The organism is Crateriforma conspicua (assembly GCF_007752935.1).
In the GTDB taxonomy this organism is placed as follows: domain Bacteria; phylum Planctomycetota; class Planctomycetia; order Pirellulales; family Pirellulaceae; genus Crateriforma; species Crateriforma conspicua.
Genome location: NZ_CP036319.1, coordinates 711,646 through 723,928, shown reverse-complemented (window position 1 = coordinate 723,928; position 12,283 = coordinate 711,646). Strand labels below are relative to the sequence as shown.

Below are 12,283 nucleotides of genomic sequence, written 5' to 3'. Positions count from 1 at the left end.
TCCATCAATCGACCAACAGGTGAATCAGCCCGCGACGATGGCTGCTGCGCGGTTGTCGGTCAGGCCGCGCGATCATTGAACGATCACCGGCGACATTCTCCTTTTTCCCGCTGCGCAAATTGCGTAAACGCGGACGGCCGCGTGTTTGGCTCGACACTTGCAACATTACGGAGCCGCCGCCGATTGGCACGCCATTGGCCGCACCACGCAAAGCATCCCAGTGGACGGATCGCACAGGGCGGCCCTCCTTTCACCACCCCACACAGGCGAAGGTCCCATGATTTCCAGCACCGAAGCCAGGCCCCAAGATCGAGCCCTGGTCTACACCTGCCCGATCTGCGAATCGACCATCGGCATCGAACAACATTTGATCGGTGAAACGATCAGCTGCCCCCACTGCGATCGTCCGTTTGAAGTCGTTCCGCCGCGAGCCTATCCCGCCAAACACGGCAGTGACACCGATCCGTCGACCATTCTGAGTGCCGATGACTTGGCCGAAGACGAAGCGATCGAAAAGGTCATCCATCCCGTCGTCTTTCGACGGCACCTTTTGGGAACGATTGTCTGTGTCGCAGCGGCGATCATTGGCGGGCTGGTCCTGGGCCTGGGAGTCGCAGGATCGTCCATCGAAGGTATCACAGGACTGACTTTGATGATTCCTGGTGGCGTGCTTTTGGGGATCGGGCTGGTGTTTCTGGTGAAATGGCTGATTGAAAGCCGGATGCATTCACTGAAACTGACCAACGAACGAATGATTTACCGTTACGGAATCATTCACCGCGGTACCAGTGAAATTCGTCACGAAGACGTTCGCAACTTGAAAGTCGACCAGAACTTATTCGAGCGTTTATTCCGCTTTGGTGATATCGCCGTTTCCAGCGCGGGCCAGGACGACATGGAAGTCATCATTCATGACATCCCAAACCCCGAAGCGGTCGTCGACTACATCCGCAAACGCCAATAACACGGCACAACCAATCGCCGAGGTCCCATTGAATCCCTGTCACCAAGGGTGTGCTTGATGGCACCGCCTGAATCAGTCGCCACACAGACGAAAGCGAAGCAATCGATGCAACAACGACAACTCTTGATCTTTGCCTGTTACGCCATCATGTGCCTGGTCGCGTTGGGTGCGATCCAGGTTTAAAGCCAGCGATCAAAACAAATCGAAAATTCATCGATCTGTCAAATCATCGGACGCCCCCACAACGCGGATCGATGAATTGCCGGGGGACGTTGAAGACCAGCACACGTGTGGCGAATGCCGGATGGGACACTGCCAAACGGATCGACCATGTTCGTGGCAAAACGGTTTTCAATTGGTCGAATAGAAACCGTTTTCCATCGTTCCACGCGATCCGGTCGCATCATATTCCAAGCGATTTTGATCGGGCTGTTGGGTCAGCACCAATTCAAAGGTTTCACCGTCGGCATCGGTGCCCGTTCCCGTAAATCCGTCACTGGTTTTGGTCAACTCCACTGACTCCAGCGACAATTGTTCCTTGATGTACTCGCTCGCTTTGGCTTCGTCCCACGTCCCCGGGTTGTTCGCCGGTTGGCATCCGACGGACGGAAGGCACACAGCGAGAATCAGAGCGACAACAGTCTTTTGAATCAGTGACATGGCGATTGCTTGGTTGAAAAGGGTGGTATCGAAGCTGTTTTGAAACGAAACGATTGACGTCGGCAATCTACACATCCGCTGATGGCTCGTGCAGTGTGCTTTGCCAACAACGACGCCAGCAATGGACGACGCCCAGTGACGCAAACAAGTGAATCGGCATCAACAGGGGAACCGTGAACCGCCCTGCCGTTGACCAAGTGGCGGCGATCCCCAGCGTACAGGCCAGCCACAGAATTCCGGCGACATTCGCATGCTCGGTGCGTCGATAGGCGATCCATCCCATCAATGCAAACGCGGACACATACAGATCACCCAAGTTCCAGGGTCGCCAAGCGCTGAAGACTTTTGCCGCGGCCAGCACCGGCAATTTGTATCCATCGGAAACAATCCAGTCCTTCGCCAAGGCTACGCTGGTGCGTCCCCACTGCGTTTCGGTTTCCAGGCTACCCAGGTCCGTCCCCACGTCATCAAACAATCCGGCGGCACGCGGATCCCACCAAAGTCCCATACCACGAAGCGACCGATCGCTATACCCCGCGACCGCGTCCTTCGCGCCTTGGGTGCCCAGCGGTTGAAAGCCGTCCAACACCGTCAAGTTCCGCACCATCCAAGGCGACAGCACCAACATCGCGATCAACACCATGCCTGCGATCGGAATCCATTCGCCGGACGCGGTGCCCGACCCAACGCTGTTGCGTTTTCGACGCCACAGACCGATTGCGATGACGGGAATCCACAGGACGAACATTGATCGAAGAAGTGCGGACACCCCAAGAACGATGCCAGCGGTGATCCATCCGAGATAGGGCCGGGTTCGGCGACGATCCATCAGGGAAAGCAAGCCCCAGAACAAAACTGCGATCGCAAGCATCGCCAAGCTTTCGGTCAGCAATGTCCTGGCGAACATGCGCGTCCGAACATCCACCAAACAAAACTGGACCACCGCGACGACCGCCGTGGGCCATCCACCGAAGCGATCGGCAAGCAATGCCAAGATGCCACAAGTCAACGCAGCGGCCGCAAGGTTGATGAGACGACCAAACATAAACTGGCGTCCCAACATCCGATTGCCAAGCGCCAGCAGGTACGGATAAAGCGGCGGCCGCATGGCGGTCGGCCAGGGGCCAACCCGTTTGGGATTCTCGGATCCGTGCAAATCCAAGATGGCGTCGGCCGCATCACCGTAGGCGTTCAAAAACGCCGGTGACGCATAGTGCGTTTGATAGATGCCGCTGTTGGCAATTTCCCAGCCCAGACTGTCATAGGCCAGTTGGTCATCGGCGATCGGCGGAGGCCCGGACAACTGGCCGGTCAACAGCGTGTGGCCACCAAAAACCATCAACGCGGTAATGCAGCCGCAGATAAAGACCAAGGCTTGACGTGTCGCTGTCTTGCTCACCGACGGGACCTAGTCCTTCACGACTTGGCTTCCCCACCATGTGGGATCCGGTTGCCAATCGGGATCCAGAAACTGGGCGTGCGACTTTTCCAAGGACTCTTTCTTGATCGTGTGCATTCGTTTCCATTTCGCCGCCGTTCGCTGTGGATCATAGCGGGGATCGGGTTCGGGATAGAGCGCACCGACCGAATCCAACCATGACTTCAACTGGCTGTACATTTGCTGAACCCGCTGCGGATGCTGGTCCGCAATGTCGTTCTGTTCGGCGGGATCATTGGACAGATCGTACAGTTCGTTACGGCCGTCTTCGTAGTAGTGAATCAGCTTATAATCACCGTCGCGGTACAACGAACTGGGTTCACCGCCCTGGTTGTCATAGTGCGGGTAGTGCCAGTACAGCGGGCGGTCGGCGATGGATTGCCCCCGCAACAATGGCACCAAACTGACACCGTCGACGTGTTGTTCCGGACGCATGTCCAATCCACACAAATCCAGTAGCGTCGGATAAAAATCAGCGTGCGTGACCGGAACATCGTTGGTCATCCCGTCGCCGGTGATGGGTGGGTACCGCAAATAGAACGGTTCGCGGATGCCGCCTTCCCATTGCCGGCCTTTGCCGCCCCGCAGTGGCAGGTTGCACGTCGAGTAAGCGTCACCACTGGACACGCCGCCATTGTCTCCGGTGAAAACAACGATCGTGTTTTCATCCAAACCGGCTTCGGCCAACGCATCGACCACCATGCCAACCGCCTGGTCCATGGTTTCGATCATGCCGGCATAAATCGGATGGTCTTGGACGATTCGAACCGGCAGTGTGCGGTCGACTTCGAAGCGATGGTCACGTGGAGGCAACGACTGGGCCTTGGTTTGATACTTTTGCCAGCGACGCTGTTCGGTCTGGACTGGTGCATGAACCGTATAAAACGACAACATGGCAAAGAACGGTTTGTCCCGGTGATCGTTCATGAAATCGACCGTTTCCTTGGCCAAGCGAAGCGTCAACGATTCGCCATCGGGACCGTCTTCCATTTCCGGGTTCTTGTAGGGTGAAAAGAATCCGCCGGGCGGGCTTCCGCGATGATGCCCGCCGACATTGATTTGATACCCGTGATCGGTGGGCAAACTGCCTTCGCCACCCAAGTGCCACTTGCCGGCAAAGAACGTGGTGTAGCCCGCTTCGGCCATGGCTTCCGCAATCGTCACATCTTCCTGTGGCAACGAATGCAGGTACTCCGCGGGCAGCATTTTGTCATCACGTTTCCAGTCCATGCCCGATGCGGCACCGATCCACTGGGTGATGCCATGCCGCGCGGTGAACTTTCCAAGTTGAATGCTCGCGCGTGACGGGCTGCAAACACGACAGGAGGCATAGCCCTGAGTGAAACGCATCGACGAGTTGGCCAATGCATCAAGATTGGGCGTTTCGTAAAACGTGCTGCCTTCGACCCCCAAGTCGTGAAGTCCAAGGTCGTCCACCAAAATGAACAAAACGTTGGGACGCTGATCATCCGCGGCGTCGACCTGATTGGGGGTGAAAGTCAGGCAGGCCGATACCACGATCAAAAACACGTGAAGGCCGCAAAGAGGATCCAATCGATTCGCAAACATAAGATTCACAAGCAGTGAAGCGTGATGGAGAGGGCCGCCAAAGCGATTCGCAAGCGACGTTGATGTTTCGGCGTCAGTGTAACTGCCGCCGAGATGCGATTGGGATGATCAGGTTCGTTTCGGAGGCCGATCGTCCGGTGCGGCAGCGGGCGGTCTGGGCGTTGATGACGCGGGCGCCGAAGACGCCGGCGATGCGGTGGACTTCCGGGTGGCCGTCCGTTGCGACGTGCCGGGCCGCCGCTTGATGGGGGTTAACGCGTGCACGGTTTGCTGAGCCACTTCGGCGATCAACGAATCGACGCGGTTTCGACAGATGGCATACGCCGCCAGCGACGGGATCGCGACCACCAAACCGCCGACCGTCGTCACCAATGCTTGGTAAATGCCTTCGGCCAAGTCACCCGCGCCGGCCGCTCCGCGAGTGGTCGCCACTTGTTGAAAGGCGAAAATCATCCCCGTCACCGTGCCCAACAATCCGACCATCGGCGCGATGTTTCCGATCACCGACAAGTATTCGATGCGTCGCATCAACCTGGCCGACTGCTGTGCCAAGGTATCTTCCACGGCTTTTTCAACCTCGGACCAGCCGAACTCTCGTTCCGCCAAACCTGCTAACAGGACCACACTGATGACACTGGGTGTGCGGCGACACACCGCATCGGCATCGGCGAGGCGACCGGTCAATAGCGATTGTCGGACGCTGTCGGCGACCGAAGGCGGCAAAATTTCCGCACGTCGCAACGTCATGAACTGATCGAACACAAGATAGGCCGCTGCCACACTGAGGCAGAACAACACCAGGATGATGATCAGACCGATCCATCCGCCACTGAAGACGATTTCGAACAATCCGGCGCCGTCGTCGTCCGGTGCCGCGTCACTGGTGGCCTGGGCCAGCCCCATCAATGATTGCCAAAACAAACCCAAACCTCTGTTCATACTTCGGTATCCTCCGTCGCCGATTGGTCATTCGGGCGATGGTTTGACGCCTGATCGTGTGACCCCAGATCGTGTGACCCCAGATCGTTTGCACGCCGATCGCCGGGCATCGATTTCAAACCGATCGACAACAGGAATTCCGCATCGGCCAACAATGGATCATCCCAACGCAACCGCAGAACGCCATCACTTTGCATTCGTCCGATCACGTGATGGTGTTCGTCGCGAATCTGTGTTTCAACGGCATGAACTTTTCCACGCCGCTGAACCATCGCCACCACCCACATCGCGAAAACGGCCGTGGGCAACAGCGATAGCAGGACACTGGTCAGGATCATCGAAAAATTAGGATGGGGGAACGATTCCAGCACTCCGGATCCTTGCCCCACCACGCCATAGCTGGCTGAAAGGTATTCCCGATACAGCGCGACGATCGGGCCCGCCAACAAGGCCCAAAAGAGCGTCGTCCCGATCAATCCGGCAAGGGTCGATGCCCAGGCGGGCCATGACGCGGCGTCCGTACAACGCTGGACAATGCGTTGTGATTCTTCTTGCAAGGTATCCAGCCCCGCGAGCGAAGCCACGGCCGAATCACTGTGATCGCCATCGCCCGGTTCCGCGTCCTGGCGAAGCTTTGAAAGTTCGGATCGAAAGTGAAGCGTCAACGGCCTCAGGCGATCATCGATGGCGGCGTTGCTGCGTCGCAACAGTCCTTCGCGTATCTCCGACGCCGCGTTTTGACCTTCCATCACGTTGCGGGTGCCCGCCCAGATCGTCCCGATCAATGATGGCAGCGAACCGGACAGCGAAAGCAGCAAACGATCCCAGGCACCGCTGGTTAAATTCAGCACGCCCAAAATTGATCGGTAAGGGAACCAGATCGCCGACGTATTCTCCATCAGCGACAATCGCAAACGGGAACGGACGACCGCGCGTAACGAACCGCCCGACCCCAACAAGCTTTCGGCAACGTGCGAAGGGATCTGCTTCGTCTCGCGATGCAGTGACTGGACGGCATCGGAGAGCCCGGGCAATCGGTCGCGCAGAATGGAATGCAACGCGGATCGAAAACGAGTTTCCAGCACGTTCAGGCGTGTCGTTTGACGGTGACCGGCTTGTCCGTTTTCGACCATTGCCTTTTCAATCGCTGATGCAACCTGCTGTGCCGCCTGGAGTCCGACCTGGTCTTCGCCCTGATCGACGGTATCGAAATCGGCCACGATGACCGGACGCACGATCAGACTGGCGGGAGCGGTCTTTCGCAAACGTGACTGAAAAGCATCGGCGTCGATGGCCACGGAATCGTCACCGTCGCGGACGGCATTGATCACGGGCACAACCATGGTGCCTTCACCAATCTGATTCAAAACTGTGACCGAATGGCTGCGCATTTGATCGCGTCGAACGACCAGGACCAGCACCGTCGCCATCGCCAACGCACGTCGCGCCACGTCGGCGATCCTTTGTCGATCGTCGGTCGCCCCGGGTGAATCAACGATCAGATAAGGCGTGCCGATCGGTTCCATTTGATCGGCGGGGCACATCAAGAATTCCTCGCTCGACGCGTCCAGATCCGCGGGAGGCATTGGCCCGATCCAGCGAAGCTTTTCGGTCGCTTGGTCCAGGTTATTCCCGCTGGCGATCAATTCACGAGTCCCCGAACGCCGAATCATCTGGCGGACCAGCCACGATTTGCCTTGACCGGTGGCCCCCACGACCGCAACCACCGCGGCACCGCCGGCACGATCATTCAAGATCGCGACGCGTGACCGTGCGTGGTCTTCGCAAAGGGCGACGACCTGTTGTCCCAACGGTGTATTGCCCAACACATTGCGGGTTGCCCGTCGAACACGTTGTAAAAACAAGTCACCGGGGGCGGTGTCGGTCGCTGGCCCAGCCAAGGGCGAGGCCAACCATTCAGTATGCTGGGATTCAGACGCCGACACGGGCACCACTTGGAATGAAGGATCGATGGATCAGGCAGAGATGGCCCAAAGTATCAAGGGAACTGTCGCACCAGGTCTTGGCGGAATTCATCGCGAACATGGAACACACGCAACGCCGGGCCTTCACTGTCACGTCGAATGATGTCTGGTTTCATCATCGGCAACCGTTTTTGCCGGACCATCAGAATCATATCATTGTCGGTCGCTTCGCCTGGACCGCCCGCGGTCCGGGGTACGCCAAAGCAATCGCACAGGACGGCGTGAAAGTCCGCGATTTGTTGTCGCGCCGCTTGGTGCCCGACGTCACGAAGACTTTTGTCACCCGCCCACAGTGCCGCGAGTGCCGTCAGTCCAGCGGCGGCAAACAATTCGGAAATCGATGCGGCGGCAATGAAGTTGGCGCCGAAATCGATCGGAATCATCAAGACACCGGCAAAGGCAGCGAACAACGCGACCAACGGGGTCAAACCGGAGGTCAGCTTGCGCCGCATCGGAACCTCCGCCCACATCTTTTCGGCCGCTTGATGCAGTCGCCGTGGATTCAATGTCGTGAAGTCATCTTGTTCAAAACGCAGCAGCGCCGTTTCGATCGCGTCATTCCAATCGGCCTGGTCACCGAGATGCGACAGGGCGGTGTTTCCCCCGTGACGCTCAATGGACTTTTGCAGTTTTTCCGGTGTCAGCAGCCCACCGAACTCGCCACGCCGGAACTTGTCGGCGACATCATCAGCCGCCTTCTGTGCCATGGCGGTGGGAGCCAAATGGCGCAAAACGTCTCGCACGCCGCCAAAGACACGCCGAACCGTCGAGTTCAAACGAACGCCCCAGCGGGCATACCAGGGCGCCGTATCGGCAAAGGCTTCGGTCAACTGACGCACGATGCGCTGGCTTTGATGCAATCGCAAATCGATGACTTCACCGGTCACATCGCGATGTGCAAAGAAATCCAACACCGCTTGCAACAAACACTGTCGGGCATCGTGACAGGCTTTCCGCGATGCATCGGCCGACGCTTCCAAGCAAGTCATGGCGTCGTCGCAAACCAAGTCTTGCAACCGGGACTGCAGAGACGCCTGGAAGCGATCGAACAAGACCCCACGGTCCAATTGCTCGGGCAACGCGACCAGCCAACGATCCGGGTCAATGGCGGCCGGCGGGTTCTGGTCCGGATCGGCATCGACGCGATAGAAGACGGGAAACTCCGCAGCGCCGTCATCGCCCATCGTTGTCAATTCGCCCGTGGCATCTTCCGGAATGAACGGACGACTTTTGGGGACATCAAAATCATAGGCCGCATAGATCGTATCGACCCCGTGCATCTCGGCGACACGAGCAAACGCTTCGTGTACTTGATCGGGTGTTTGAGGCGGACGCACACGGTTGACCGCCAACACACGTGGAACGCCGGGCATCAAATCAGCGGCAACGTTCAACAGTTCGGTCAGATGTGAATCGCGTGACGATTCGGCCGACGTCACGACCAAAAATGCAGAACACAACGTCGCCGCCTTTCCCAACAAATCACGACGTTGTTCGGGCGAACCCAAACCAAGCGATGCATCGGAGACGATGTCGGGGCAATCCAACAGTCCGACGCCCGCCGCATCCAACCCCGGGTCGGTCGCGATCAACGGGATTTGCAACTCCGCTTCGGATCCGCCGGTGTTGTTGTACTGTGCCCACGCGGTTTCCGGATCCTGATCCAGATCCACCGGCGCGGCCCCCAAAGCGTCGCCGATCCGTTGCAACAGCAGTTGCCAAAGCTGGGGGTCTTTTTGCCAGGACTGTGGCAACCACAGCACAAATCGGTGCGTCCCTTGGTGGTTGCCGATTCCACGCAGTGCCCGGCGTTTGCCTTGATCGCTTAGAAACGTCGACACCAGACTGGTCTTTCCGCTGTTCAACATTCCCGCCACGGCGATGGTCGGACGATCCACCAATGCCGAGGCCGAATGCAATTGACGGCCCGCCGCGTGGACCTGCTGGGCCAGCGATGTGTCGATGCTTCGAAGTGCCGACGTGAAGCTTTCACGATGCTGCTGCGGCGCATCGTGTTGGATCGCCGCCCGGCGGTCGTCGTCGTCCAGCAAAGCGGCCAAGGACGGCCAATCCACGGCCGCCGATTTGCCACGCAGTTTCCAACCGAACATCAGCCTGATTCCTTGGTCTGGTCGTCTTCGCCGTGGGTGGATTCGGTCGTGGCAGAGTCGGGGGAAATCGCCGGGTCCGGCTGTCGATCGACGACCAAGCCGTGTTCGGCCGGATTGTAGGAAAACGTCCGCGAATCGTCTGCGGTGGGTGCGGTGTTGTCGCCCCCGCGTGGCGGCTCGGATGCCGATGGTGGTCGTCCCTCATCGTCGTCCCATTGTCCCGACATCAGACTGGCCGCAGGATCGGTAACCGCATCGCTTTGGGAATCCCATACGTCACGCATCGGGCGGATCGGTCGTCCGGGCTGTGCCACCACGGCGGATTCCCCCGAGGGTGTCGACGCCGAATCATACGCGTCGCCAAAACGAGACCACCATTGCCGCGAATCGTCTTCGGTCCACGATCCGACGTCAGCACAACGTCGCAAACGGTCCGCCAGGTCACCCGCCGTTGCCGGCCGTCGTTCGATGTCGTGGCTCAGACAGTCCATCAGCACATCTTGCAAGTCATCGGGCAGGGGACAGCCGATTCGATCGGCCGGACGTTCGGGATCGCCGCCCAATCGCATCGCACAGATCTCTGGTACGGCGGTCGCGTCATAGGGTGTCACACCGGTCAACAACTGATAGCCCACCGCCCCGATCGCATAAAGATCACTGCTGCGATCGGCATGCTTGGAATTGCGAATGACCTCGGGTGCCATGTACATCGGCGTTCCGGTCAGCGCGGTCGGCGAGGTCAGCGTGTGATCGGTCCGCTGTAGGTTTCGGACCAATCCAAAGTCCAGCACTTTCACCATGTCATACAGACCGGCAAAGTTCACCACGACGATGTTGCCCGGCTTGATATCGCGATGAATCAGCCCGTGATGATGAGCCTCCTGGATCGACCCACAAACCTGAACCAGCAAATGAATCACACGTCCCGGTGATTGTCGCCCGTCGGCTTTGATCAACTGGCGAACGGTCATCCCACCGACGTGTTCCATCACATAGAAGAACGTGCCTTCGGCCGTGCGTCCATAATCGTACACGTTCACCGTGTTGGGGTGCCCCAGCTTGGCCGTCATCTGCACCTCGCGTTCAAACCGTTCGACCGCTCGACTGTCGGCCAGCGGGATGATGTCATCGGATTCATCAACACGTTCCAGCACTTTGATCGCCACGTCGCGTCGCAGCAGTTGATGCTGGCCCCGATACACCGTCCCCATTCCACCGCGTCCGATGATTTCGAACAATTCGTACTGGCCCAAACGGCGGATCGCGCCACGCATCGCCGCGGTGCTGGCATACAATCGGCTGAACACCAATGACACCGCGGCCAACGACACCACCGTCAACGCCAAAGCCGCCAGCAGGGTCCACGTCGCCAAACGCAGAAAATCGATCGCTTGGTAAGCTTCTTCGTGATCCATTTCGGTCGTCACACCGAAACCGTATTCGTCCAACCATTGCCAAGCGCCAATGACTTTGACGCCGCGGTAATCGGTGTACCCGTTGACGTCGATTCCCGAGCGTCCGTCGATCGCCTTCGCGGCCATCTTCGTCAGCGGCAACTGGTCCCACTGTTGCACAATGCGCTGGCGGTCTGATGGCGACGCGTGCAGCAGATCAAGTCCTGGATCACGGATGGTGACCCGCAAAACGCTGTTGGCCCCGGAAGCTTCATCGACCAAGCCCAGGGTGTGAAGCTGACGATCGAATCGGCTTTGGCTGATCATCACCCCATCGCTATCAAACGCGTACGTTTCCCCCGTTTCGCCCATTCGGGCGACCGACAAGATTTCGGTGAATCGATGGGCAGGGTCCAACAGCAACCCGAACGCCCCGACCGGCAAGACGCCGTCGCGGATCGTCGACAACGCGATCATCGCCAGGTCACGCCGGGAATGGATCGCCGCGGATGCATCGCCGTCATGGATCGGCAACGGCAACGCGGGCGTCACGGTGCTGTCGTAACGAAAACAGGTATCCAAACCGGGACGCAGACGCGCAAACGACCGTCCGATCAACTCGGGCCGGGATGACAAACGAATCGTGGCGTCCGCATCGACGATCAGCCACCCGGTGCAATCGATGTCTTCATCACGCGTCGTGATCTGTTCGTTCAGGAACTGTGTCACATCCTTTGCAGCCTGCAGAGCATCCGCGGGCGTATCATCGCTTTGCACCGGAGCCGTTGTGGCAGCCAATGCCGCCCCCAGCGGATACTGGGCTTCGCAGTCCTCGATCAGCCCCGCGGTGATCTGCCGCTGGTCCATCAACCACAACTGGAGCGCTGAAACGCCGGCCGACAGCATCGACGAAACATTGTTTTCGGCGATCTTGCGCGTGGACCTTTCGGTCACCGAGTAAACCGCCCATACGGCCGATCCGATCAGCAACGCCAAGACAACGGTCATCCAGGCCGGCCAACGTCGAGGCCAAATCCCCGACCTTGCTCGTGTCTGCGACGTTTCACCCCAAGTGGCGCGGTCCACCGCCGGTCCAGCCGGCTTGTCGCCGCCACCGCTGGACACCCACTGTCGTGAAAGAAATTGTCGCATCGCCCCATTATCACCGAACGATCGGCGGATAACAGGCGACGCGAATCAACACGGCGAAAACAACCCGCGGT

Annotated in this window: 10 protein-coding genes; 2 read left to right on the top strand and 8 right to left on the bottom strand. The window is 58.6% G+C overall.

Annotated features, from left to right (window positions below; all coding sequences use genetic code 11):
* Positions 1–4: 4 nt before the first annotated feature.
* On the bottom strand, positions 5–235 hold the full coding sequence (locus Mal65_RS26310; RefSeq protein WP_165701021.1) for a hypothetical protein: 231 nt from the start codon (positions 233–235) through the stop codon (positions 5–7).
* 42 nt (positions 236–277) lie between these two features.
* On the opposite strand from Mal65_RS26310, the gene Mal65_RS02715 reads away from it, so the two are divergent.
* Positions 278–964 carry a PH domain-containing protein gene (locus tag Mal65_RS02715; protein WP_145293437.1) on the top strand — a complete coding sequence of 229 codons (687 nt, stop codon included), beginning with the start codon at positions 278–280 and terminating at the stop codon, positions 962–964.
* A 57-nt stretch (positions 965–1,021) separates the two neighbouring features.
* On the top strand, positions 1,022–1,147 hold the full coding sequence (locus Mal65_RS27285; RefSeq protein WP_261343534.1) for a hypothetical protein: 126 nt from the start codon (positions 1,022–1,024) through the stop codon (positions 1,145–1,147).
* A gap of 168 nt (positions 1,148–1,315) precedes the next feature.
* Here the strand turns inward: Mal65_RS27285 and Mal65_RS02710 are convergent, their stop codons facing one another.
* The 7 genes from Mal65_RS02710 to Mal65_RS02680 all read right to left on the bottom strand — a co-directional run bounded on the left by Mal65_RS02710 (position 1,316) and on the right by Mal65_RS02680 (position 12,212).
* Complete coding sequence (locus tag Mal65_RS02710) at positions 1,316–1,624, bottom strand: hypothetical protein (RefSeq protein WP_145293435.1); 309 nt, start codon at positions 1,622–1,624, stop codon at positions 1,316–1,318.
* A gap of 67 nt (positions 1,625–1,691) precedes the next feature.
* Entirely contained in the window at positions 1,692–3,023 is a 1,332-nt protein-coding gene (locus tag Mal65_RS02705; RefSeq protein ID WP_145293433.1) for an ArnT family glycosyltransferase, read from the bottom strand.
* A 9-nt stretch (positions 3,024–3,032) separates the two neighbouring features.
* Entirely contained in the window at positions 3,033–4,631 is a 1,599-nt protein-coding gene (locus tag Mal65_RS02700; protein WP_145293431.1) for a sulfatase, read from the bottom strand.
* A 108-nt stretch (positions 4,632–4,739) separates the two neighbouring features.
* Complete coding sequence (locus Mal65_RS02695; protein ID WP_145293429.1) at positions 4,740–5,570, bottom strand: MotA/TolQ/ExbB proton channel family protein; 831 nt, start codon at positions 5,568–5,570, stop codon at positions 4,740–4,742.
* Complete coding sequence (locus Mal65_RS02690) at positions 5,567–7,471, bottom strand: hypothetical protein (RefSeq protein ID WP_196784511.1); 1,905 nt, start codon at positions 7,469–7,471, stop codon at positions 5,567–5,569. The genes Mal65_RS02695 and Mal65_RS02690 overlap by 4 nt, the downstream gene beginning before the upstream one ends.
* Positions 7,472–7,569: 98 nt before the next feature.
* Positions 7,570–9,666: a hypothetical protein gene (locus tag Mal65_RS02685; RefSeq protein ID WP_145293427.1), complete on the bottom strand. Its 2,097-nt coding sequence runs from the start codon at positions 9,664–9,666 to the stop codon at positions 7,570–7,572.
* Complete coding sequence (locus Mal65_RS02680; RefSeq protein ID WP_145293426.1) at positions 9,666–12,212, bottom strand: serine/threonine protein kinase; 2,547 nt, start codon at positions 12,210–12,212, stop codon at positions 9,666–9,668. The genes Mal65_RS02685 and Mal65_RS02680 overlap by 1 nt, the downstream gene beginning before the upstream one ends.
* Between the last annotated feature and the right edge of the window lie 71 nt (positions 12,213–12,283).

Coding starts and splice junctions, on each gene's coding strand:
- Mal65_RS02715 (WP_145293437.1), top strand. CDS start 278: ATGATTTCCAGCACCGAAGCCAGGCCCCAAGATCGAGCCCTGGTCTAC.
- Mal65_RS27285 (WP_261343534.1), top strand. CDS start 1,022: ATGGCACCGCCTGAATCAGTCGCCACACAGACGAAAGCGAAGCAATCG.
- Mal65_RS02710 (WP_145293435.1), bottom strand. CDS start 1,624: ATGTCACTGATTCAAAAGACTGTTGTCGCTCTGATTCTCGCTGTGTGC.
- Mal65_RS02700 (WP_145293431.1), bottom strand. CDS start 4,631: ATGTTTGCGAATCGATTGGATCCTCTTTGCGGCCTTCACGTGTTTTTG.
- Mal65_RS02695 (WP_145293429.1), bottom strand. CDS start 5,570: ATGAACAGAGGTTTGGGTTTGTTTTGGCAATCATTGATGGGGCTGGCC.
- Mal65_RS02685 (WP_145293427.1), bottom strand. CDS start 9,666: ATGTTCGGTTGGAAACTGCGTGGCAAATCGGCGGCCGTGGATTGGCCG.
- Mal65_RS02680 (WP_145293426.1), bottom strand. CDS start 12,212: ATGCGACAATTTCTTTCACGACAGTGGGTGTCCAGCGGTGGCGGCGAC.